Here is a 22,809-nt window from a genome sequence, read left to right as displayed (position 1 = left end):
GCATGAATAGCATGAATAACAAGCAAGCAGAGCAGATACGCCATATCGAGCAGTGGCGAGCCAGCGGCCTGAGTCAGGTCGAATATAGCCGTCGGAACGAGCTGAAGCCGGCTACTTTCAACTACTGGGTGCGGCATCTGGATGCCGAAGCATCCGCGGTTCGCCCTCTTTCACCTTCGCGCGCCGGTTTTTTGCCGGTATCGATTGATAAAGTAGCTGAACCGGCGGCGCATGCGCTGCTATTGCGGACAAGACAGGGGTACACCCTGGAACTCTCAACGTCGACTTCTCCTCGCTGGTTGGCGGAGCTGCTGCAATGTCTGGATTGATCGCTCATCCCGTCCAGATTTGGTTCAGTGTCGCGGCGGTGGATATGCGTCGCGGCATCGACGGTTTATCAAGCCATGTGCAGCAGGTGCTGGGACATGCGCCTTGCGCGGGGTCGGCCTTCGTGTTTCGCAATCGTGCGGGTAATCGCATCAAAGTATTGCTGTGGGACGGCACCGGAGTGTGGTTATGTCAGCGCCGTTTGCACGAGGGCCGCTTTATTGGGCCGAAGGCGGGAGAGCCCTGTGTTTCTCTCACAGTCGCGCAATGGGAATGGCTGATTGCCGGGGTCGATTGGCGGCGCTTGTCGTCTGTCCCGTCGGCGGATTTACGGGCTTGAACAGCGCCTGCATTTTCCGTAAAAACCTGCTGAAACCCAGCATTCATGCGGGTTTCAGCGTGACTCCCTACCGAGCATCGGGTATAATAACACCATGAATTTACAAGCTAAACTCGATCAACTGAATCTGGAAGCAGCGGCCAAAACACAGCTGGCATCGGCGATCGATTCGTTGATCGAACAGGCGCGGCAGGAAACTGAACAGCAGTTCGACGCAACGCTGAAAGCCAAGGACGATGAAATTCGTATCAAGGACATCAAGATCGAGGCGCTGACCCTGGAGCTCAGCATCCTGCGCCGCACCCGCTTCAGCGTCAAAAGCGAAGCACTGCCCGCTGTGCAGCGCGATCTGTTCGAAGACACCTGGAACGAAGACCTCTCCGCCGTTGAAGCGCAAGTCGAACAGCTGGTCGAAGAACAACCCTGCACCACCGTCGCCAGACCCAGGCGTCCGCGCGCAGGCCGTCAACCGCTGCCAGAACATTTGCCGCGCATCGAACACCGTCACGAACCGGAATCCTGCCTGTGCGGACAGTGCGGTAAAGACTTGGTCAAAATCGGCGAAGACATCACCGAACAGCTGGATGTCGAACCGGCCAAATTCTTTGTCCACCGCCATATCCGCCCGCAATACGCGTGCAAGGCCTGCGAGACGGTCAAGGCTGCGCCGATTGCACCCGCCATTATTGATGGCGGCATGGCGGCGGTCGGCTTGCTCACCTGGGTGATGATCGGCAAATACCAGGATCATCTCCCGCTCTATCGTCTTGAACAGATCGCCGCGCGCGACGACGTGATCCTGTCGCGTTCGACGCTGGCAGACTGGGTTGGTCGTGTCGGTGTGGCGTTACAACCGCTGGTAGACCGGCTTGCCTGGCATCTGTTGCAGCGCAACGCCCTACACGCCGATGAGACGCCGGTGGCGCAACTCGATCCCGGCAACGGCAAAACCAAAAAGGCCTACCTGTGGGCCTACCGCAGCAATGATCTGGAACCGGGGCCTCGCATCATCGTCTTCGACTATCAGCCCGGACGTAGCGGCGCACATGCGCGCCACTTCCTCGGCAACTGGCACGGTCACCTCATGGTCGACGACTATGGCGGTTACAAATCCCTGTTTGCTGCCGACCGCGAGGGCGCGCAGCCCTGTATCGAACTGGGCTGCATGGCGCATGCGCGCCGGAAATTCTTCGATTTGCATAAAGCCAATAGCTGCCCGATGGCGCTGGAAGCCCTGCAGCGTATTGCCAGGCTGTACGCGATAGAAGGCGAAGGCAAAACGATGGACATCGAAGCACGCAAGCAACTGCGCCAGGAAAAAAGCAAGCCCGAACTAACAGCCCTGCATGACTGGCTGATCGAAACCCGCGCGCGTACTGCCAACGGCGGCGGCTCCGCCAAAGCGCTGGATTACGCAATCAAACGCTGGCCTGCCCTGATCCGCTATGCCGACAGCGGCCATCTGCCGATCGACAACAACCCGGTGGAAAACAGCATTCGTCCTATTGCCATCGGCAAAAAGAACTGGCTGTCCGCCGGTTCCGAGCGTGGCGGTCAACGCGCCGCCGCAATACAGACCTTATTGGGCACAGCCAAACTCAATGGACTTAACCCGGCGCGCTGGTTGAAAGACACGCTGGAAAAACTGCCGGTCTGGCCCAACAGCCGTATTGATGAGTTGCTGCCCTTTGCCGTTATGGATATTAAACCGCAGGCGTAAGCGCAGGAATAGATGGTGGCGTTACGCGCTTACGGTAGTTCCGACGCGCCGGCAACAGCGGCGCGCGCTTCTGGAGGTCAACTCACGAAACAGAAAATAAAGCATGCTAAGCCCTGCCGGAAACTTGGATGTCCCGGCAGGTTTCGCGAAAAATGGTGTCCCCTACTGTTCGTTAACTTCAGCGCTAATCAGGAAAGTCGTGCGCGCTACGCGGCGGCGGCACGACCTAATACTACCGCACTTGTTGGGTAGGTTGCTGACTGCGGGTTAGCGCCAACGCTCCAACAAAACTGAATAGCAGCATCGGATTCGTAGAGTTCTATGATTCCCATTCCTGCGCCTATTCCTAGACCTGTAATTCCGTTTGAATTAGTGGATGTTTGAGTTGGTTTAGTACCACGAGAATCGCATGAGTGCGGATCTTGTGTTTCATCGATGACAACCACCAATGTACCGCCATTTTCACCGGCAGTGTGAGCTGAATTATCAGGTAAAGTGTATACCATGCCAGCAGTCATCACTAACACAGCAGCCACCAGCATGATATGTCCGGTGTCGCCTGCGCTCTCGGTTCCGCTTGCATATACGATTAAATCCCCCGGCTGAAGGTCTGATAATGCGATGGATTGAAATTGATTAGGAGGATTAGATGACCCCGGTTGAGTAATCAGACTATAGTAATTTTCCGGATTTGGGTTGTTACAGCCAGAAGTAGGATCAAAACAACCCGCCTCTGGAATTGACGAGTTTAGTTTCCAGTTCTGGAATACGGTCTGAATATTGAGTTGCTGGTTAATATAGGCAAAAATGGCGGTAATAAATCCGCTGCAATCTGTCCAGCATTGTGCGGTGGAACTTGCAGTACCTTGCGCCACTGTTCCGGCGTACTGTTTAAGTTCACCGTAATTTGGTGTGCTGGCCCATGCCAGAGATGGATTTATCCAATTTACATAAGTGTTATTACTTGCGTGAATCAAATATTGTGTTTGACTCACTGTGTCAGGGTTGCTCGTAGATATGTTATAGGATATAGGCAAATAATCAGTGCCTGCCGCACCGCCAATGGCATAACCGATATAAGTATAAATACCTTGAAGAAGTGACTTGGCACTCTGTAGTAATGCGGAGTTTACATTTAAATTTGATTGAGGTATATGGCTCCATGCCATTTGAATAATTAATTTTCCATTAACATTTGCTATATCGGCTATATTAAGACTTTGGAGATATGAATAGTATACACTGGATACATTTGTGTCTCCATTTATTGTTTTGCAATTAGCTGTAATAATGGTCGCTGGTCCTGGATTTTCGATACAAATATCAGTGCAACTATTCTGATAGCTGCCCGGAGGTAACGAATTATTGTTTGTCATAAAAACATATCCTTCAAATATTTTCCTACTCATAAGGCTTTTCGGAGTACGCCCCGTTTTTAAGATGGTTTCCGGTCTCCATAATCCTCTCGGCTTGGAATAATGATCCTGCCCAGTTTCAGCAGACACATTGCCAAGCGACATTTTTAAGCTCAAAGGCCTCAGTGGACAAATAGCCCAGTTTCGAATGAAGCCGTTTCCTATTGTAATACGCTTCGATGTAATCGAAGACGTGTTGTTTGGCATCGTTCCTGGTCGGGAATCGCTCTGCGTGGATCGCCTCGACTTTAAAGCCGTGATTCCAACTTTCCATGGCGGCATTATCGTAGCAATCACCTTTCTTGCTCATGCTGCAAATCAGTTGGTGTTTGGCCAGCAAAGCCTGATAGGCATTTGAACAATACTGACTACCTTGATCCGAATGGACGATAACCCCTTTCGGTCAATGCCGCCGCCACAACGCCATCGTCAGCGCATCACAGACCTGTGTAGCGGTCATATGTTCAGCGATGGCCCAGCCCCCAGAACTTTACGCGAAAATAATTCAAGCACAACCGCCAAATAAAGCCAGCCTGCGTCAGTCCAGATACAGGTTATATCCGACACCCATTTTTGATTTTTCACCGGCGCTTCAAAATCCTGTTCCAACCGGTTGGGCGCTACCGGCAAGTTATGATTGCTGTGGGTCGTGGCCTTGTATTTCCGTGCTGCTTTCGCACGCCAGCCCCGGGATTTCATGATGCCGGCCACCGTATTACGACTGGTGCGATACCCTTCATCATTAAGACGCTTAGCGATCCTGGTCGAACCTGCTCGCCCTTTTTCAGCGTCGAAAACACGCTTAACCTCGTTAGCCAGGTCTTTACGCGCTTGCTGACGCAGCGGCAGCGAAGGTGGGCGCTTTCTCCATTGATAATAGCCCTACGAGAGACTGACAAAAGGCGGCACATCAAGGCGACGGCGAATTCAGCTTCAAGCGATTGAATCATGGCGTGCTTTACCTCGGTTGTTTGGCGAAGTACGCCGCCGCTTTTTTTAGAAAAGATACCTCGTCTTCCAGACGGCCAACCTCCCGTTTCAGCCTGGCTAATTCGGCCTGCTGAAGCTTCTGATCTTCAAAAGGTTGGCCTGTTTGACGGCTTTTGGTTTGCCAGTTGTAGAGCATGGCTGCAGCAATACCGAGGTCCCTGGCTGTCTTAGGGACGCCATCGCGTTTTGCCCGCTCTAGCGCCTGCTCTTTGAACTGTGGCGAATACTTGTTGCGCTTGAGTTTGGGGTGATTCGTTTCTTGCTCTGTAGTTTTCATGAGACTCATCAGGTTGGGAGATTACTCTCTTAGCTGAGTGTCTGTGAAGTTTGGGCAAGATCAACCTACAGTGATTACTTAATACGGCCAATTTCATAAAGCGTTTATTTCGATCGTCAGCTGCTGCAGCTCTTCTTTCAGGCGTAGCGCCTGCTCGAGCCGGTTTTCCTGCAGGCGTTGCTGTTGCTGCAAGGCCCGCGCATCCTGCTCGCGTGTTTTACGGCTTTGTTTCAGTACGTGCACTATACCGGCTGACGCCTGTTCGAGATGGCGGGTGATTTCAGTGCAAAATGCGCTTTGCGCGTTGTCCAGCCGATTGAGAATAGCGTAGCGCGCGCGTCCTGCGTGCATTTCGATGATTTCCATCAACCGGTTTCTGTGCCGTTCTATCACCCAGGTTTTACTGATGCGGACGATGGCGGCCTTGATACGGCCCAGGCGCGTGTCCACGTTATCGTTACGCCAATCGACCGCTATCGCTTCCAGCAGTAACTCCAGGCCGACCGGTTCATCGGTCTCGTTTGCAAACGTTTCAATGGCTGCGCTGCCGTTTGCTACTGCGCGTATGTTTTCGGGGCGCACATCGAAAAGTCTGGATGAGTAGTCGCGTAATTCCTGCAGCAATGCGTCGATATGTGCACGGAAATGTTGTTCGCGTGATTCCAGTTCCGAATAAAGGGTGACAGCCATACCTTGCTGCCAGTCGACGAATGCCCTGCCAACCTGTTGTTGTATCCAGTTGTCCATTTCCTGCGTGAGCGCTTTCGGCGTCAAGGTTTCGTGCTGCTGCACAAATTTATCGAAGTCGATGTTCAAATCGAGCGTCAGCGTCTGTTTGAACTGCTTGAGGGTTTTGTCCAGCAAGTTGACAACCGCGCGCTCGCTCTCGCTGCGGAAATGCTGCTCGATCACTTGTTTTTCACGTTCTATGCGTATTTGTTGTTCGTGGAAACGCCGGATTTTATCGTCCAGTTCCTTGAGCGGCAGCCCCAGCGATTTCAATGCCAATTGCAGTTCGAAACTGCGTTGCTGAATTGGAGTCAGCAAACGGCGTACGGCGCCATGCAAGAGTACCTTGCCTTTTTCGGATTCCAGAAAATTTTCCAGCACGGCGGTTAATTCAGGGAGGCGGCTGGTTTTCAGTAACTCGGGTAAATCGTCCTGTGCTGCTTTCAGCGCCTGCGTGGATGAAAGCGGAAAGATTTGTACGGCATGGCCGAAAGCATGTTCCAGCGTCGTGCGCGTGAAATGCAGCGCCTGTTGCAGATCGTCGCCGGAAAGATAATCGATTTTGTTGAGTATGAAAAAGATTCGTTCGGCATATTGGCGTACGTCCCGCAAAAAATCCAGTTCCGCCTGACTTAGCGGCTGATCCACGGACAGCAGAAACAATATCGCGTCGCATTGCGGCAAGGCAGCGTAGGCGGTATCGGTATTGGCTTGATAAACCGAACCGACTCCCGGCGTATCCAGCAGCCGTATCCCATTTTTCAAAAACGCCGCAGGTAGACGCGCATGGACTTCTCTTACATCCTGGTCCGTCGCGTTCGCGCCGGTTACATAAACGCCAAGATCGCTACTGTCGATTTCCCGGACGCAGCCGTCGCGCAGCCGTATGCTGAATTGCGGCAGCTCGGCATATGAGATTACGGTAACTGTCGAGGTCAACGGTATTACGCCCGACGGAAGCAGCGCTTCACCCAATAGTGCATTGACCAGACTGGTTTTGCCGCGTTTGAACTGTCCGACCACGGCGAGGTTGAAGTGCTCGTTTGACAGCTTTTCCTGCAACGATGCGTAGAGTTCATTATTGTTGGCGTCGAATCCGCTACAGGCTGAGGTGAGTTCCAGCAGCCGGGTTTTTATTGCCGCGTATTTCGATAGCAACGGAGATTCTTCATTCATACGGCTTTCGGTTCGAGTATGAGGTGGTTCCCCGTATTTAGCTATACTGCATACAGGCCGCCTTTTCTATGTTGATTAAAAAACCGGCGACATCGCTGACGCCGCCGGTTTGTAACTATACCATCGCTCGTTTTAGGCGATTTGGGTGGGTACCCATATCAGCGTCAGCAACGCGACTACCGCCACGATTTTGATGATGGGCGCGATGGCCGGGCCTACGGTATCCTTGCAGGGGTCGCCAACCGTGTCGCCGGTAACAGCGGCGATATGCGAGAGCGAACGCTTGCCGCCGTACATACCGCCTTCGATGTATTGCTTGGCGTTATCCCATGCGCCGCCGCCGCTGGTCAGTGCTATGGCTTGCAGCAATCCTGTGACCAGCGTGCCTATCAACAGGCCGCCGAGCGCTTCGCGTCCGGCCAGTGCGCCGACGGCTACCGGTGTGGCGATCAGCAGCAGGATAGGGGCCAAAGTCAGCAAAATGGCGCTGCGAGTGGCAATGGAGACGCAGCGCCCATAGTTTGGGGGAGTACTGCCATCCCATATGCCGGGAATATCGCGAAATTGAGCCAGGGTTTCTTCGACTATTCGTCCGGAGGTGCGCGCTACGGCAGTGAGCAGCAGCGATCCGAACCAATAAGGCAACAATCCGCCTATAAACAGGCCCAAAAGCACAGCCGGATTCACCAGATCGAACGTGCGCGTAGAAAATGCATGCGCATACTCGCTGAATAGCAACAGTGCCGCCAATCCCGCAGCGCAGATGGCGTAGCCCTTGGTAATCGCTTTGGTGGTTTTGCCGGCGGCGTCCAGCGATTGTGTAATGTTGCGGGTTTCTTCGGACAGCCCTGCAATTTCGCTGATGCTTGCGGCGTTGTCCGCTATCGGGCCGTAGGCGCCGATTGCGGCAATCACGCCTCCCTGGGAGGTCATTGCAACCAGTGCTAGCGCGACTGCGAACAGACCTGTGCCGGTACTGGCGCTGAATCCGCCGCCCAGAAAATACGCGCCGCTAATAGCGGCAATGACCGCGACAACAGGCAACGCCGTCGATTTCATACTGACCGATAACCCGGTAATGATATTGGTCGCGTGACCGCTTTCCGAGGCTGCGGCTATGCTTTTTACCGGTGCGAAGCCTTTCGATGTGTAGTATTCGGTAATTCCGATAATGAGCCAGGTCAAGGTTAAACCTATCGAACCGATTGCAGTTATGGTGGGTGCCGACAATGCCGGTTGTATCAGCGACAGGCCAGAAAACCAGTCGCTGGCCGGAAACAGCGCGCCGGCCGAGACCAGCGAAGCCAGCAGCGCGCCGCGATAGAGCGCCGCGATAATGCGCTGCCGTTTGCCGGCAAGGCGAGTGCAGGCAGCTGCAAACAGCGTGCTGATGACGCCTATGCTGCCTATCAGTAGCGGGAACTCTACCCATGGGCTTTCGGTTCCGAATGACGTGCCTGCTATCAGCATCGCCGCAACCAGCGCGATTGTGCCGGTTTCGTACAGGTCCGCACTTAACCCGGCGTTGTCGACGATATGATCGCCGACGCTGTCCGCTATCACGGCGGCGTTTCGTGCGTCGTTCTCCGGTACGTAACTTTCGACTTTGGAAACCAGATCGGCTCCGACATCGGCTGATTTGGCATAGATGCCGCCGACAATGCGCGCAAATACGCTAACGGTGGAACCGCCGAATATTAATCCGACCAGGGTGCGAAAGATTTCTTCTTCCGGGGCCAGCGAGCTCAGCGGGGCAAGGGATTTGACTGCCAGAAAGGACAGCGTGACGCTAAGCAGGCTGAAGCTTGCGACCAGCGCACCGGTGGCGAAGCTGCCGCGAAATGCGGTCGCTGCCGCCTGTTTTATTCCTTGTTGCGCGGCGTCCGCAGTGCGGACGTTGGCTCTGACGCTGATAATCGCGCCAAGAAAGGCAGTCAGCGCGGCGCTGGTGACGCCTATGACGAAACCAATGGCGGACCATAGTCCGATATAAGTCAGCAGCAAAAGATAAATCAACGTGGCGGCAACGAATATCGCCAGATATTCGCGCTTTATAAACGCATTGACGCCTGCGCGTATCGCTGCCGCGAGCGCCTGCATTTTTTCATTTCCTTCGCTTGCGCGCGATATCCGGATGGCTGTCAACAGGGCGTAAATGAGACCCAGCGAACCGGATGCCAACGCAGTCTGAATTAATATACTCGCCTTCATTGTTGCTACTCCTAACGCATAGTATTGATGATAGTTGAGAAACCTAATACCGCTATCCAATTTAAACCGGATAGGTATTTATGGGTATTTAATAGAGAGCCCTTGTTGTTTTTGTCGGGCTATCTTGTCAGTATAAGCACGATACGTGCCATTGTTTGTGTTGTTTATAAGTTAGTGTATATGAAAGGTAAATTTGTTTGTATGTTGGCTTTTTTTCCTGAAAACTGTATCGGTGTAAAGAAAATATACAATTTGCTATTTCAATTTCCTGGGATAAATATCCGTGTTGCTCGATTAACTAATTGCAAACCAATTAATTAATAGCGTTACGAGTCGATGGCACAGCTCATGCTTATGCTCAACGTACGAATTCGCTACGGAGATAATGATTTATGAATATGCCAGGACTGTATCCCACATGGTATGAGCCCGTGCTCGGCAGCGGCTGGGTGCTTGGCGTCATTGCCGTGATCCATATGCTGGCTTCGCATGTTTCCGTCGGGGCGGCGCTGGTGTCGACCTGGCTCGCCACGGTCGCTGTGCGCCGCAATCGCCCCGAGTTACTGGAATATGTGCGCAGCTATGGCGTCTTTTTGCTGGTTTTTTCCTATGTGCTGGGTTCCATCACCGGCCCGGGGATCTGGTTTTCCGCGACGGTCGCCAGCCCGCGCGGTTTGTCCGCGCTGATCCACAGCTTTGTCTGGCTGTGGGCGACTGAATGGGTATTTTTCGTCATTGAAGTGATAGGAATTTATCTGCTGGTCTATCTGGCCGGGCGTATCGACTCGCGCAGCTATCTTGGAATTGCCTGGCTGTTCGGCGGCGCCTCGTGGGCGACGATGCTGGTGATCGTCGGCATATTGTCGTTCATGTTGTGGCCGGGACAGGAGCGCTGGTTTGTCGAAGGAGGCACCCTGACCGGCTTTTACGGACCCTATACGTTTGCCCAGATACTTAGCCGCACCTGCTTCATGCTGATGGCGGCGGCGCTGGCGGGCGAATTGATAGCATCCCGTATCGAAGAGCCGCCTTTCCGCATGGAAATGGCGCGTACGCTGGCCAAGCTCGGGATATCTGCCGCGATACTGGGTTCGGCATTTTTCCAGTGGGGTTTGTCCACCGTGCCGGAAAGCGCTTCGCTGTTGTTGAAAACGCGGCTGCCCGGCTATTTCGTGCCGACGATGTGGGCGGTGCTGGCGGTCATCGTGATTTATTTCATCGCGATACTGGCGCAACCGTCGTTGCTCTCCAGACGGTTTTCAGCGGTGATGCTGGTCAGTCTGCTGGTTTTCGGCATCTGGCCGGAAGAGCGGGCGCGCGAGTCCATGCGCAAGCCGTATATAGCCGGGCAATTTATCTACTCGAACCAGATTATCGCGCGCGATGTGCCGGGCTTGGGCATCAAGTCGGAATTGCCCGCGCTCGAGCAGCGCGGTTTGCTGAATTCTCACCCCTTCATACCGCAAAATCTGCGCCGGATCTCCGCAGGAAATCAACTGGAAGCGGGACAGACGCTGGCGCTGGTGTATTGCTCGAATTGCCATGCGCTCGGCAGCAGCGGTATCCGGCCTTTGGGAAAGATGTTCGCGGGTAATCGCGATGCGCTGGAAATAGAAGCTTTTCTGAAGGGAGCGCTGGTGACCGGCAATATGGTGAATATGCCGCGCATTCCGCTCACCGACGAGGAGGCGCACGCCTTGTCTCTTTTCATAGCAGGCATGCCGCTGTGGCAAGCCATTAATCGTTAGTTGGAGTCTTGTATGGATATTGAAACCCTGAATGCATTGCGTAGTCCTTCCGGGCTGCCAAGCCACCCCGTCATTTTTCTGATATTGCTGGTTGTTACCTGGACGCTGCACATTCTGGCGGTTCAGGTGATGCTGGGCAGCACCGCACTAAGCGTGATCGGCGTCTTTGTCAATGACGGCTTCATGCGCAAATTAGGCAACATCATGCTGAACACGGCGAAAGTGGCGGTATCCATCGCCATAGTGCTGGGCGTGGCGCCACTGTTGTTTGTGCAGGTGATTTACGATCCGTTCTGGTATGTGTCCAATGTGTTGTCGGCGCGTTGGGTCATTGCGTTTATCTTTATCCTGCTGGCGGCCTATTGGGCGATGTATCACCGCTATTTTGCAAGCAAGGATAATGCGGATGATCAGCAATCCGGCCGGTGGTCGCTGGTGGCTTCGCTGGTACTGCTGCTGCTCGTCGGTTTCATCATGCATGTGCTGGTCAGTCAGATGTTGCGGCCGGAACTGTGGATGGGCTGGTACGCGCCGGGCGGGCATATCGATTCTACCGGTTCGACGCTGCATGAATTCAACCTTTGGCGCTTTATCTATTTCATCTCGTTATCGGTGCCGGTCATTGGAGCCTGGCTGATAGCTTATCGCCAGTATCTGGGGTTGCATGGACCCAACGCCACGTTTTCCTACTGGGTAGGGCGTCTGGGTACGCGGTTGATGAGCGCGGGCGGTTTGGCGTCTCTGCTGTTTTACGTGTTGTGGCTGTCCACGCTGCCGGACAGCGCAGCGTCTTTCACTGGTTCGATCTGGGCGCTGCTGATGCTGGGGGCGACACTGGTGCTGGCGCTTTGTCCGCTGCTGAATAGTTGCGGGCGCAGCGATTATTACATCGCGGCGGTCGCGGCGGTCGCCGTGCTGTGCATCGCGATGGGCCGTGAAGCCTTGCGCATCGGCATTTTGCACGGCGTACACGGCTACAATCTTTTCGATTACCCGGTTCATTTCGACGCCTATAGTACGCTGTTGTTTTTCGGAACCTTTATCTTTCTGGGATTGCCGGCGGTCGCTTATTCCATCGTCATTTCGTGGGAAAGCGGCAGAACCATCGGTATCTATACCGCCTCGCCGCTGGTGACGCGATTGGGCAGTATCAGTCTGGTTGCGTTGGGCGTCTGGATTGCCCAGTACTTCCTGTTCGGATTCATGGTGTTGTTACAGGGAGAGGGGAGATGATGCCTCAACATGGTTTATGGACCATGGCGGCTGCGGCGTTCTTCCTGCTGTCTGCGTTCGATGCCGGGTCGGCGCGGGCGGATGCGCTGTCCATGAACGCGTTGCGGGAGGTTCTGAACGTCAGGCCCCAGGGCGACGCTCAAGTCGGGGCGGCGCTTTTCGCCGCGACCGGATGTGCCGGTTGTCATGGAGAAGCGGGGATTTCGGCAAATCCGGAATGGCCGATACTGGCGGGACAGCGATCGCCTTATCTTTACAAGATGCTGCTGGACTATCGCGCGGGACGCATGCAAGGGCAGGGCGCCGGGATGATGGCGGCTGTTACCGCCAATCTGAACGAACAGCAGATATCGGATTTAGCTGAATGGCTGAGCCGGCAAACGCGCCCGATGCTTATCAGGCATACCGGACGCGAACCCGCGGTGCTTAAGGGTGACCGCAGCCGCTTGATACCGCCGTGCGAGGCATGCCATGGCGCCAACGGCCAGGGCTGGGATTTGCAGCCGACGCTGGCGGGTCAGCATCGCGCCTATCTGGTTTCGGTGCTGAACCGCTTTAAATCGGGCGAGCGCAACAACGATATCAACGCCGGCATGGCGCAAATCGCGCGCAAACTCAATGAACAGGAAATTTCCGCGCTGGCGGATTATTACGGTAAGTAGGAGAGGCAGTATGCTATCGACAAAAAGCATCTTCAAGGAGATCCGCGCTAATGAAGCGGCGTTCAGGCTGCTGCTGAGCATCGCCGCCAAGGGAGAAACCCAGGGCGGATGGGAGAACGAACGCATTGCCGCGTTGACCGAGGATCAGGAGCTGGCGCGCAAGGTGTTGCGTCACGGCGCGGACGAAACCAAACATGGTTTGATGTTCTCGAAACTGTTGCGCAAGGCCGGTCTGGATAGCGTACTGGTGCCGACCGATGCCGATTATTGCATGCTGCTGGAGCGCAAAGGCATGGGATTGTCTCATACGCGTCTGCGTCAAAACCATGCGCTTACGCCGGATGAGTTTCTTCAGTATCTCGTTCATAGCAAGATCACCGAAGAGCGCGCGTCGGATGAAGTCAATCGCCTGCTGGCAGTTTTCGCGGACGACAATGAGCTGGCGTCTACGCTGCGCATTATCGCCGATGACGAAATCAATCATCTTTCCTATACCCACGAGGAATTGTTGAAGCTTTCCGATAGCGGCGTCGCGCAGCGGGAAAATATCGCGCAGATGCTGCGCATTTACGCGGATACCGAAATTCAGGTTTACCGCGACGTCAGTCTGGTGTTTGTGACGCGCATGGCCAGGCTGCTTGGCTGGAGCAAAACCAAACAATGGCTGTTGAGGCTGGGCGTGATGTTTATTTACCACTACGAAAAAACCATCGGCTGGCGCCGCCTGGCGACTTTGCATCAGCCTGAGCGGATTAACGCCATGGGTAATGACACGGCGGCGGCCCAGACCGTACTCGAATAGGGAAAGAAAAGATGAGTAATGTGCAAGCCGGGTCAGATACCCATATGGTATTGTTTTGTTCCAACTATATAAATACATACAAGGCATTCGAGCCGGAACGCTTGCCCTGGCCGGAGTTGACCGATGCCGAGCTGGAGCGGATGCGCGGCGTTCCTTTCTGGCAGGAGATTTTATATACGGAAATGCGCGCCATTACCATTATCGATGCGTTTTCGGCGACGGTCGAAAATCCGCTGATACGCAAGGCGCTCGATTTGATGGGGAAAGAGGAAAAGCGCCATGAACATCTGATTCGCTATCTGATCGCGCATTACGGAATCACTATAGCCGATCAGAGTCTGGAACCGCTGCCGGCGGATATCGAAACCACGTTTATCGATTTCGGCTTTGGCGAATGCGTCGATTCCTTTATCGGTTTCGGTTTTTTCAAAATCGCCCGTGAAACCGAGTTTTTGCCTGAGCCGTTGCTGGATATACTCGATATACTGATGGAAGAGGAAGTCAGGCATGTCCTGTTCATCATTAACTGGATGGCTTACCGCGAGGCCCGGCATGGGCGGCGCGCTGCGCCGTTGCGGGCGCTGACTTCCCTGTGGTATTACGGACGGGCGATTTCTTCGCTGGTTAACGTGGCGCTCAGGAATGCGCGCAACGAAAGCAATGGCGTTCAGTTTTCCGCGACTCAAGCCGGAGAAATTCTGGGCGAGACCCGCTTGCGACATGTATTGGAATCGTGCCTTGCCGAAAACGCGAGGCGGCTGGCGACTTATGACAAAAAGCTATTGCGTCCGTTGTTTTTGCCCAGGGTTGCAGGCGCATTGTTGGCGGTGCTGAAGCTGGGTTCTTTATTTGGAACCGGCAAGCGCGAATTAACATAGCCCGCTTTGTCGAACAGCCGTAGCAAACAGCTGAGTCATCATGTACATTAAACCGGGGTTATATCCCTGCCCCCGGCTTACGTCGGCCGATAGCTCGCTGTTTGGCGCTGTCCGATCTTTTATAGTAAAGGATTAACTATTTTATCGATTCTATCAAGGGGTAAAGGATGGGGTGGTTGTATTTGACGATGGCCGGCGTGTTTGAGGTTTGCGTCACCTCTATGCTCAAGTTGTCGGACGGTTTCACAAAGTTTTGGCCTTCGGTGATTTTTATTGTTTTTTCGCTGTTGAGTCTGGGGTTTTTAAATCTTGCAATGAAATCGATCCCGCTGGGAACCGCGTATGCAGTGTGGACGGGTATTGGCGCGTTTGGCACGGTAACCGTCGGCATTCTGTTTTTCGGGGATGCGGTCGACGCCAGCCGTTTATTTTTTCTGATAACGCTTATTGTCTCCATTATCGGACTGAAGTTTGTTTCGGAGGCCGTGGCTTGATAAAGCTTCGAAAATTCAACGTTTTTTCATCCTTTAAGATGCCAGTGAGTGGAAATCGTCGCCATACGGGCAGGAAAACCGGTATTTCACAGTGGACAAATTGCAGCTGCGCGTTAGACATCGCTATTTTAGAGATATTTTACTCGATAAAAACGCTGCGGAGACCTATGCTTCCGGGATACTATATGCAGCGCCCCCATATTTTGTCGTTTCCCGGAACGGGAGCGGAACGCGCGCAAGCCGCAAAGTCATTCCGTTATCCTGATATCCATTTACCGGATGAGGTCATTGTCAAGGTCCATATGCAGGCTATCGGACGCGATGTGCTGAATGAGCCGGTTAAACTGAATTATTTGGAAGAAGATGATCGCGATCAGGTTCCCGTACTGGCGCTGAATGCTGCAACATTGCGGTTTTCGGATAAACGCGCTTGTAAGTGCTCAAGACTAACTGACGTGGAAGGTTACTTTAGCTCGCTTCCCAGCTCTGAAGGGAGTTGCTGCAGCACAAGAGGATATTTCCACGCTGGTTAGGCGGACACACTTATCGGGATTTCTGCCCAGGCGCCGGTAACGATAGCGCGTTCACACGGAGAGCATACGGTTTGATATGATGCGTGCCTGTTGAATAGCTATACTTATAGAGTGTGAAATATGGGGTGGATTTATTTATCGCTAGCCGGTTTATTCGAGGTAGGATTCACGACTTCGCTTAAACTGTCGGACGGGTTCAGCAAGCTATGGCCGTCACTATTGTTCGGCGTGTTTGCCGCGTTAAGCTTCTGGCTGTTGATGCTGGCAACGAAAAATATTCCGTTGGGAACGGCGTACGCGGTTTGGACAGGCATAGGCGCGTTTGGCACAGCTTTGATCGGTATCCTGTTTTTCGGCGATCCGACTAATCCTGCGCGTGTTTTTTTTCTGACGATGCTGATTATATCCATCATAGGGCTTAAGTTTTTCTCCGAGGCATAGGTATGGCATCATTGGAGCACAAACCTGCGTGGACGCGAAACTTTGTCCGGCTCAAAACTTCCGTTGTTCTCGCGATAGGCCTGTTCGCTGCGGCGCTGGTCGGGATTGCGATCTCTAAATTTTCGTTTTCCGGTCTGCCTGCACTGAGTGCGGGTACGTTCTTTCCGACAGCCCGACCCATTGCCGACTTCAATCTGAAATTCGAGAACGGAGCAGAGTTCACCCGCAAGGACTTGACAGGGCATTGGACCGCGCTGTTTGCCGGCTATACCCATTGCCCCGACGTTTGCCCTACGGCGCTGGCGCAACTCAAGGCCGCGAAAGCAAAACTGGGCGCAGACGCGGAAAAGCTAACGATATTGTTTCTGTCCGTCGATCCTGAGCGCGACACGCCGGACCGCCTCGCCGATTATGTGCATTATTTCGATCCCTCGTTTCGAGCCGCTACCGGCAGCGAACAGCAGATCAACGCCTTCGCAGCCAATTTGTTCATTGTACATATGAAAGCACCGAATGAAAGCAGTGGCGGTTATGAGGTTGGGCATTCGGCCGAGTTGATACTGATTGATCCCAAGGGACGTCACGCCGGTTTTCTGCGTTCGCCGTTCGTTCCCGAAACCTTGGCTGCCGATCTCAAAGCCGTTTTAATGAGTCGTGTGCCGTGAATCGTTGTCTGCTTGCCGCAGTTTTACTGTTCGCGCTCTCCGTCCCTGTTTGTTGGAGCTGCGACGGCTTGTCGATCAAGGATGCCAGGATTTTTGAGGCTCCGCCGGGGGCGGAGGTGATGGCGGGATATGCGACGCTGCAGAATACGGCGAGTACGCCATTGACGCTGGCCGCGTCCGACAGTCCCGAGTTTGCAGCCGTGGAATTCCATTCGATGCTGACGGTGGACAACGTCATGCGCATGCAGCAGGAAAAACAGTTGTCGATCCCCGCTTTTGGCGAATTGGTGTTTGCGCCGGGCGCCCTCCATCTGATGTTGATGCAACCGGTCAGACGCTTTCGTGTTGGTGATAATATAACGATTAATCTGCATTGCGGCAGTGGCGTTTCCAAAGTGATATTTCCGGTTACAATGCGATAGGAAACGGTAGTTTCTTCGTGACCAAGTCATGCCGCGACAGCTTCGCATGCGTGGCTTTGCCATGATGCAGCCTTCAACTTGCCGGCAAGTTGTGCCAGACTAGGCGGCAGGAGAAAACTCACGATGAATCTATCAGCAATCGCTATCGTTTCCGCCAGCGCTTATTTTACCGCTACCTTTGTGCTGTTTCGTTCGCTGGGGTTCGAGTACGCTCAATCAAAGCGAGCCGGTACGCTGGCGTTTGCATACCCGGCTGCGGCGTTGCATGGCTTTAGTCTGAGCGACATGTGCGATTGGGCAGGGCAGGTCAACTTCAGTTTCATGAGCGTTTCCTCGCTTGCGGCTTTGCTGATCGTGGTCGTTTTGTTGCTTGCGGCGCTGTTTCGTCCTCTCGATAAGCTTGGGCTGGTTATTTTCCCGTTGGCAGGGCTGATATTGTTGATACGCGTGCTGGTGCCGGAAACAGCGCATCCGTTGAAAACCCATGCATGGCAGATGAATGTACATATACTGACTTCCATGCTCGCTTACAGTTTTCTGAATATCGCGGCGCTTCAGGCCGTACTCGTGGCCTATCAGGACTGGCAACTGCATACCCATCATAGCGCAGGACGTTTCGCGCGTTCGCTTCCTCCACTGCAAACCATGGAGAGGCTGCTGTTTCAACTTATGGGGGTCGGTTTCCTGTTGCTGACAGTTGCTCTGATCACCGGTTTTATATTTATCGACGATTTGTTTGCCCAGCATTTGGCGCATAAAACCGTGCTGTCGATCATGGCCTGGCTGGTGTTCGGTACATTGATGGCGGGACGCGGCATCAATGGTTGGCGCGGCAAGATCGCGATACAGATGACGCTGGCGGGATTCGTTTCCTTGATGCTGGCGTATTTCGGCAGCAAAATCGTACTTGAATGGATATTGCACAGGAGCTAAGGGTGACGCAATGAAAGAAAGATTTTTTGAGCGTATTCTGTCTCTGGTGATTGTCAGTACGTTGATTCTGGCCTGTCTGCGCATCACCTCGCCACTGCTCGGCGCTTTAGGCTGGGCCATCATCATCGCCGTCTCCATCTGGCCTTTTTTTGTCGGCTTGAAACAGCGCGTGGCCGGGAACGTTAATCTGGCGGCAATACTGGTTACCCTGCTGTTATTGATTGTTTTTGTGGTGCCGTTGTTGTTGATCGGGCGTTCTTTGTCTGAGCATGCCGAGAGCATCAGTCAATTTGCGCATAACCTTTCCACTTTGAGTTTACCGTCCCCGCCAGCATGGTTAGCGCAAACCCCGGTGCTTGGCGGTGATATCACGAGCGCCTGGCAGGCTTTAAACCACAACCTGGCTCAGGTTTTCAAGGCGGTAGAACCTTATTTGGAACAGGGCGTGAAATTCCTGTTGTCACAAAGCGCTCACCTGGGGCTGGCCATACTGGAGTTTTTGCTGGCAGTATTATTGAGCGGTTTTATTTTGGCCAACGGGGAGTATCTGCACTGGCTGGTTAACCGTTTCGCGCGCCGCCTGGATGAACCGGGCGGTTGCAAGCTGCTCAAGGTTGCCGAACTTAATATACGTGGTGTGACCTGGGGAGTCATCGGTACGGCTTTGATCGAATCGATAACCGTGGCGATCGGGCTTTACATGGCCGGTATGCAGGCGCCCGTGCTATTGGGTTTTGCCGGTTTTCTGGCCGCGATGGTGCAAATCGGGACGCGCATTATCTGGATTCCGGCCGCGATCTGGCTGGGATACCAGGAGCATCATGGCTGGATGATATTTCTAATTGTATGGGGGTTGACTATCAATACCCTCTGCGATCATTTTTTGAAACCCTATCTGATCAGCCGCGGCTCAGGCACGCCAATGGCCATTATTCTTGTAGGCGTGATAGGTGGCTTGGTCGCTTGGGGCGTGCTAGGGATATTCCTGGGGCCGACTTTATTGGCGGTAACCTATGTATTGCTTTTGAACTGGCTAGAGGAGCGCAATGCTTATTAATTATAAATCGCTTATTGGTAAACTTTTCCGGACGAACCCCGTGTTCCTTCGTGGTGCCGTCTTTACCGTTATGACAATCCCGATGCTGTGCGGTTGTGCTGCGCTTGATGCCGTCAAAGCGGAGGATACGGAGCAGCTGCTGGCAGCAGCCGGATTTAAGATGAATCTTGCCGAGACCCCGGAAAAAATGGCGCATGCGCGAGAACTGACGCAGTTCAGGCTGGTGCCGCACGAAAAGGAAAAAGCCATAGTCTATGTCTATGCGGACGCGGAAAATTGCCGGTGCGTATATACCGGAGATGAAGCCGCTTATCAGCGCTATCAATTGCTGGCGGTACAAAAAGGGCTTACCGAAGATCAGCGGTCGGCTGCGGAAGTCAACGATAATACAGCGGTGGATTGGGGTATGTGGGGGGGGGGTAGCGGCACCGGGATGATGTGGGGAACCGGTTGGTAAATTTCTGTCACCATCCTGTAATAATCTATTGTTACTATCAATATCTGAACTTTCAGAGGTTATGCCTGTCCCACATCTAAGCTATCAGATCGCAGTTCCGATTTGCAGCTTGAGTTTATTAAAATAACTCAACAACATCAAAATTAAAGTCAATAGGTTGTGTTTCATGATTGCCGGGAAAAACGATTAACTCAGTGCTTCCCTTGCTTCTTCACATGAATCCCATACAATGAGGGTAACGGTATTGGCCGTTTCACCGCTGAAATAAACTTGGAGATCAAAATATGGTTGCAAAAACTCAAACGCAGGAAACCCTCGCTCAGGAGGATCCGCTGAAATCCGTGGCCGATGCAATGAAGGATGCTGTAAATCAGGCATCCGAAGATGCGCAACGCGCCAGCGAACGTATCAGAGAGGTAGGCCCGGATGTGCTGCGTTCGGCATCGCGTTTTGCCTATACGGGGTCTTATATGCTTTCTTACGGCATTGTCTATGCGACCGTATTTGTTGCCAAATCACTTCCTCAGGATAATCCTGTCGTGGAGGGGTTTGTCGACGGCGGGCGCGCAGCCATTGACGCCGTGAACGAAGCCAAAGGCTACCGCTCCGATTCCTTTCAGAGCGCCCCGGCCTGATTCCATATCCAGGCACGTTCCTGTTCCTGTTTAACGGGAACGTGCTCATGCTACCCGTTTTTTTAAATTTTTTTGGAGTTTTTGATGTTTGATGATGGCAGGTTGGAACGTGTAGCCAATCCCGTAAACCGGCAGAGTGGCGCGCCCTTGAGCGTCAGTACGCCCGCAGAAGGTGTGATTCGTATCGATAATGCTGCACCGTTCACGGATGAGGGGCATGGTCATCATGTCGAACGCTTCCTGCAGAAGGTATTTACCCGTCAGGAAATCTCCAGTGCAATCATACATACCGGAAACAACGCCAGGGTGGATTTGCACTTTGACGCAAAACATTTTACCGTCAAGCAGACACTGGCATTGTTGGCGGAAGTATTGGCTGCCAATGGCTCACCGTCTACCGATGCTGCATCTGCCTTGCCGCGCGTGGCGCCGCTGGAAACAGCCAAGGACCGGCATGGCGTACTTCATTTTCATCGTTATGGCCGCTTCGTCAGCGGATTTCAGATTATTTCCGAACGCGTCGGTTTTTTGAAAGTCAAAAACCCGGTGCTTTACCGTAAAAGCGCGCTTTGCGAAGCAGTCGAACGCGAGCTGATGAGCGTATTGGGCGTTGAACGATATAAAACGCACGCTATGAATTGTACGGTGCAGATCGATTACGATCCGCGGCGTCTGACGCGCAATCAAATTATAGATATTCTGGATTGTGCCCTGTCCAACGCCGAACATCAGGCCGAGCTGGATAAGCTGGATCTCGATCTCATTGTGTGCGGCGGGTCGCTGGTCGTTGCCGGCGTTGCGCAATTCGCCGTTCCGGCATTGCTGCCGGTATCGGCTGTAGTTTTTGCGTACACTACCTTGCCGAGTTTTCAGGGTGCTTATGAAGTCCTCTTCAAGGAAAGGCGGCTGGGCGTGGATCTCCTTGACGCTGTTGTAGTAGTCGGTTGTCTTGCAACCATGCAGGTTTTGCCGGGTGCGGTACTTGCTTTGTGCCTGTCCTTCGGACGCATGCTGGTAAAAAAGACCGAAGACAACTCGAAAAAGCTTTTGCTTAGCGCATTCGGCAAGCATCCGCGCTTTGTCTGGCTTTACAAGGATGGTGTGGAAACCGAGGTTTCGCTCGACAAACTCGAGCAGGGGGATACCGTCGTTGTTCATACCGGCGATATGGTGCCGGTTGATGGTCATATCGTCGAGGGTATGGCCATGATAGACCAGCATGCTTTAACCGGCGAATCGACGCCGGCCGAGAAAGGCGCCGGAGATCGCGTATTTGCTTCGACTATCATGGTAGCCGGGAAAATCTACGTATCGGTGGAAAAGGCAGGCAGCGAAACTGCTTCCGCGAAAATCAGCCAGATTCTGAACGATACGGCCGGTTATAAATTATCTTCCCAGAATGCCGGCGAGCGCATGGCCGATCAGGCCGTGGCGCCTACTTTGGCGCTAGGCGCGCTAGCTCTGGCCGCCATGGGTCCTGCGGGCGGCGTTGCGGTACTGAACAGCGACATGGGAACCGGCATTCGCATGGCGGCGCCGTTGGCGATGCTGTCCACCCTGGCGCTGTGCGCTCAGAAAGGCATTCTGGTCAAGGATGGCAGGGCGCTGGAACTGATGAACAAAGTGGATACGGTATTGTTCGATAAAACCGGTACTTTAACCCGCGAGCGGCCCGAGGTTGGGCGTATCATTACCTCCAACGGGTTTGCTGAAAATGAGATTTTGATGTATGCCGCCACGGCGGAACAAAAGTTCCATCACCCGATCGCATTGGCTATCGTTCACAAAGCGGAAGAGCTGGGCATTGAGCTGGCCAAAACCGACGAGACGCAGTACAAGGTAGGTTATGGCATCAGCGTCGGTATTAACGGTCGCACCATACGGGTGGGCAGCAGGCGTTTCATGGAAATGGAAGGAATTGCGATTACCCCCGAAGTTGAAGCGGCGCTTGATGCTGCGCATGTGGACGGCAATACTCTGGTTATGGTCGGGGTTGACGACCATCTGGGCGGGGCATTGGAGTTGCAGGCGGCTGTACGTCCGGAGGTCAAGGACATTATTCGCGGTCTCAGAGAGAGAGGCATCAAACATCTCGCCATCATTTCCGGCGATCACGAAGCGCCGACTAAAAAGCTGGCCGAAGAGTTGGGCATGGATCGTTATTTTGCCCAGGTATTGCCCGCCGACAAGGCCGACTACGTTGAAAAGCTTCAAAAGGAAGGACGCACGGTTTGCTTTATCGGCGATGGCATCAACGATTCGATTGCGTTGAAACAGGCTAATGTTTCGATTTCACTGCGCGGAGCGACCTCTATTGCAACGGATACCGCACATATCGTATTCATGGAGCAGGGTCTCGGTAAACTGTGCGAGTTGCGTGATATCGCTCGTAGTCTTAGTGACAATGTGCGCAATAGCTGGATCATGATATTATTGCCGAACCTGGCCTGCGTTGCCGGTGTGTTTACATTGGGATTCGGTATCGGCGTTTCGGTGTTGACCAATAATGTTGCGGCATTGGGTGCGTTGGCGAATGGTGTGCGGCCTATGCGCAAGGTCGCTCAGCTCGAAGCCGAGCGTCGGCATCGTCTGGAGCTCGAGTTGAAAGCGTCAGGCTACACCATAGACGGACATGCGGAAGAATTACACTAATCAGCGCAATAA

The 22,809-nt window shown here is 53.5% G+C and carries 21 protein-coding genes and 1 pseudogene; 18 read left to right on the top strand and 4 right to left on the bottom strand.

From position 1 onward, the window contains the following. The first annotated feature begins 2 nt into the window (after positions 1–2). From tnpA to tnpC, 3 genes are all read left to right on the top strand, one after another. Positions 3–329, top strand: a complete 327-nt coding sequence (gene tnpA, locus F6R98_RS12820) for an IS66 family insertion sequence element accessory protein TnpA (RefSeq protein ID WP_153249229.1) — start codon at positions 3–5, stop codon at positions 327–329. After that, positions 317–667 carry an IS66 family insertion sequence element accessory protein TnpB gene (tnpB, locus tag F6R98_RS12815; protein WP_153249364.1) on the top strand — a complete coding sequence of 117 codons (351 nt, stop codon included), beginning with the start codon at positions 317–319 and terminating at the stop codon, positions 665–667. Before tnpA ends, tnpB begins: the two co-directional genes overlap by 13 nt. Before the next feature lie 127 nt (positions 668–794). Further along, on the top strand, positions 795–2,387 hold the full coding sequence (gene tnpC, locus F6R98_RS12810) for an IS66 family transposase (protein WP_153251058.1): 1,593 nt from the start codon (positions 795–797) through the stop codon (positions 2,385–2,387). 206 nt (positions 2,388–2,593) lie between these two features. On the opposite strand, the gene F6R98_RS12805 is transcribed toward tnpC, so the two are convergent. The 4 genes and pseudogenes from F6R98_RS12805 to F6R98_RS12790 form a co-directional block, all read right to left on the bottom strand. Beyond that, a complete protein-coding gene (locus F6R98_RS12805; RefSeq protein WP_153249363.1) occupies positions 2,594–3,907 on the bottom strand; it encodes a hypothetical protein in 1,314 nt (437 codons plus the stop codon). Further along, a pseudogene (locus tag F6R98_RS12800) lies at positions 3,882–5,069 on the bottom strand (IS3 family transposase). Before F6R98_RS12800 ends, F6R98_RS12805 begins: the two are co-directional and overlap by 26 nt. A 93-nt stretch (positions 5,070–5,162) precedes the next feature. Next, positions 5,163–6,974, bottom strand: coding sequence for a dynamin family protein (locus F6R98_RS12795; protein WP_153249362.1), 1,812 nt, complete (start codon positions 6,972–6,974; stop codon positions 5,163–5,165). Positions 6,975–7,106: 132 nt separating this feature from the next. Further along, complete coding sequence (locus F6R98_RS12790; RefSeq protein ID WP_153249361.1) at positions 7,107–9,185, bottom strand: sodium-translocating pyrophosphatase; 2,079 nt, start codon at positions 9,183–9,185, stop codon at positions 7,107–7,109. A gap of 392 nt (positions 9,186–9,577) precedes the next feature. Between F6R98_RS12790 and F6R98_RS12785 the strand changes: the two genes are divergently transcribed. The 15 genes from F6R98_RS12785 to F6R98_RS12715 all read left to right on the top strand — a co-directional run bounded on the left by F6R98_RS12785 (position 9,578) and on the right by F6R98_RS12715 (position 22,797). Beyond that, positions 9,578–10,933: a cytochrome c gene (locus tag F6R98_RS12785; RefSeq protein WP_153249360.1), complete on the top strand. Its 1,356-nt coding sequence runs from the start codon at positions 9,578–9,580 to the stop codon at positions 10,931–10,933. Between the two features lie 12 nt (positions 10,934–10,945). Continuing rightward, positions 10,946–12,166, top strand: coding sequence for a hypothetical protein (locus tag F6R98_RS12780; RefSeq protein WP_153249359.1), 1,221 nt, complete (start codon positions 10,946–10,948; stop codon positions 12,164–12,166). Further along, positions 12,163–12,828 carry a c-type cytochrome gene (locus tag F6R98_RS12775; RefSeq protein ID WP_153249358.1) on the top strand — a complete coding sequence of 222 codons (666 nt, stop codon included), beginning with the start codon at positions 12,163–12,165 and terminating at the stop codon, positions 12,826–12,828. The genes F6R98_RS12780 and F6R98_RS12775 overlap by 4 nt, the downstream gene beginning before the upstream one ends. Before the next feature lie 10 nt (positions 12,829–12,838). Then, a complete protein-coding gene (locus tag F6R98_RS12770; protein WP_153249357.1) occupies positions 12,839–13,630 on the top strand; it encodes a ferritin-like domain-containing protein in 792 nt (263 codons plus the stop codon). A gap of 11 nt (positions 13,631–13,641) precedes the next feature. Beyond that, positions 13,642–14,508: a hypothetical protein gene (locus tag F6R98_RS12765; protein ID WP_153249356.1), complete on the top strand. Its 867-nt coding sequence runs from the start codon at positions 13,642–13,644 to the stop codon at positions 14,506–14,508. 167 nt (positions 14,509–14,675) lie between these two features. Continuing rightward, entirely contained in the window at positions 14,676–15,002 is a 327-nt protein-coding gene (locus F6R98_RS12760) for a DMT family transporter (RefSeq protein ID WP_153249355.1), read from the top strand. After that, positions 14,999–15,535 (top strand): hypothetical protein, encoded by a 537-nt coding sequence (locus F6R98_RS12755; RefSeq protein ID WP_153249354.1) that lies wholly within the window; start codon positions 14,999–15,001, stop codon positions 15,533–15,535. The genes F6R98_RS12760 and F6R98_RS12755 overlap by 4 nt, the downstream gene beginning before the upstream one ends. Before the next feature lie 120 nt (positions 15,536–15,655). Then, positions 15,656–15,976: a DMT family transporter gene (locus tag F6R98_RS12750; protein WP_153249353.1), complete on the top strand. Its 321-nt coding sequence runs from the start codon at positions 15,656–15,658 to the stop codon at positions 15,974–15,976. Between the two features lie 2 nt (positions 15,977–15,978). Continuing rightward, complete coding sequence (locus F6R98_RS12745) at positions 15,979–16,641, top strand: SCO family protein (RefSeq protein ID WP_153249352.1); 663 nt, start codon at positions 15,979–15,981, stop codon at positions 16,639–16,641. Continuing rightward, positions 16,638–17,063 carry a copper chaperone PCu(A)C gene (locus F6R98_RS12740; RefSeq protein ID WP_153249351.1) on the top strand — a complete coding sequence of 142 codons (426 nt, stop codon included), beginning with the start codon at positions 16,638–16,640 and terminating at the stop codon, positions 17,061–17,063. The genes F6R98_RS12745 and F6R98_RS12740 overlap by 4 nt, the downstream gene beginning before the upstream one ends. A gap of 123 nt (positions 17,064–17,186) precedes the next feature. After that, positions 17,187–17,996: a cytochrome C assembly family protein gene (locus F6R98_RS12735; protein WP_153249350.1), complete on the top strand. Its 810-nt coding sequence runs from the start codon at positions 17,187–17,189 to the stop codon at positions 17,994–17,996. A gap of 10 nt (positions 17,997–18,006) precedes the next feature. Beyond that, positions 18,007–19,053 carry an AI-2E family transporter gene (locus F6R98_RS12730; RefSeq protein ID WP_153249349.1) on the top strand — a complete coding sequence of 349 codons (1,047 nt, stop codon included), beginning with the start codon at positions 18,007–18,009 and terminating at the stop codon, positions 19,051–19,053. Positions 19,054–19,123: 70 nt separating this feature from the next. Beyond that, the gene (locus F6R98_RS12725; RefSeq protein WP_153249348.1) at positions 19,124–19,510 is read left to right on the top strand and encodes a hypothetical protein; all 387 of its coding nucleotides are present in this window, start codon (positions 19,124–19,126) and stop codon (positions 19,508–19,510) included. Between the two features lie 284 nt (positions 19,511–19,794). Continuing rightward, entirely contained in the window at positions 19,795–20,145 is a 351-nt protein-coding gene (locus F6R98_RS12720; protein ID WP_228124861.1) for a hypothetical protein, read from the top strand. Between the two features lie 84 nt (positions 20,146–20,229). Continuing rightward, positions 20,230–22,797, top strand: a complete 2,568-nt coding sequence (locus F6R98_RS12715) for a heavy metal translocating P-type ATPase (RefSeq protein WP_153249347.1) — start codon at positions 20,230–20,232, stop codon at positions 22,795–22,797. The last annotated feature ends 12 nt before the right edge of the window (positions 22,798–22,809 follow it).

The organism is Candidatus Methylospira mobilis (assembly GCF_009498235.1).
Lineage (GTDB): Bacteria > Pseudomonadota > Gammaproteobacteria > Methylococcales > Methylococcaceae > Methylospira > Methylospira mobilis.
The sequence above is the reverse complement of the archived record's forward strand: the minus strand, read 5'-3'. Positions and strand labels throughout refer to the sequence as shown.

Coding starts and splice junctions, on each gene's coding strand:
- tnpA (WP_153249229.1), top strand. CDS start 3: ATGAATAGCATGAATAACAAGCAAGCAGAGCAGATACGCCATATCGAG.
- tnpB (WP_153249364.1), top strand. CDS start 317: ATGTCTGGATTGATCGCTCATCCCGTCCAGATTTGGTTCAGTGTCGCG.
- F6R98_RS12805 (WP_153249363.1), bottom strand. CDS start 3,907: ATGTCGCTTGGCAATGTGTCTGCTGAAACTGGGCAGGATCATTATTCC.
- F6R98_RS12795 (WP_153249362.1), bottom strand. CDS start 6,974: ATGAATGAAGAATCTCCGTTGCTATCGAAATACGCGGCAATAAAAACC.
- F6R98_RS12790 (WP_153249361.1), bottom strand. CDS start 9,185: ATGAAGGCGAGTATATTAATTCAGACTGCGTTGGCATCCGGTTCGCTG.
- F6R98_RS12785 (WP_153249360.1), top strand. CDS start 9,578: ATGAATATGCCAGGACTGTATCCCACATGGTATGAGCCCGTGCTCGGC.
- F6R98_RS12780 (WP_153249359.1), top strand. CDS start 10,946: ATGGATATTGAAACCCTGAATGCATTGCGTAGTCCTTCCGGGCTGCCA.
- F6R98_RS12775 (WP_153249358.1), top strand. CDS start 12,163: ATGATGCCTCAACATGGTTTATGGACCATGGCGGCTGCGGCGTTCTTC.
- F6R98_RS12770 (WP_153249357.1), top strand. CDS start 12,839: ATGCTATCGACAAAAAGCATCTTCAAGGAGATCCGCGCTAATGAAGCG.
- F6R98_RS12765 (WP_153249356.1), top strand. CDS start 13,642: ATGAGTAATGTGCAAGCCGGGTCAGATACCCATATGGTATTGTTTTGT.
- F6R98_RS12760 (WP_153249355.1), top strand. CDS start 14,676: ATGGGGTGGTTGTATTTGACGATGGCCGGCGTGTTTGAGGTTTGCGTC.
- F6R98_RS12750 (WP_153249353.1), top strand. CDS start 15,656: ATGGGGTGGATTTATTTATCGCTAGCCGGTTTATTCGAGGTAGGATTC.
- F6R98_RS12745 (WP_153249352.1), top strand. CDS start 15,979: ATGGCATCATTGGAGCACAAACCTGCGTGGACGCGAAACTTTGTCCGG.
- F6R98_RS12735 (WP_153249350.1), top strand. CDS start 17,187: ATGAATCTATCAGCAATCGCTATCGTTTCCGCCAGCGCTTATTTTACC.
- F6R98_RS12730 (WP_153249349.1), top strand. CDS start 18,007: ATGAAAGAAAGATTTTTTGAGCGTATTCTGTCTCTGGTGATTGTCAGT.
- F6R98_RS12725 (WP_153249348.1), top strand. CDS start 19,124: ATGACAATCCCGATGCTGTGCGGTTGTGCTGCGCTTGATGCCGTCAAA.
- F6R98_RS12720 (WP_228124861.1), top strand. CDS start 19,795: ATGGTTGCAAAAACTCAAACGCAGGAAACCCTCGCTCAGGAGGATCCG.
- F6R98_RS12715 (WP_153249347.1), top strand. CDS start 20,230: ATGTTTGATGATGGCAGGTTGGAACGTGTAGCCAATCCCGTAAACCGG.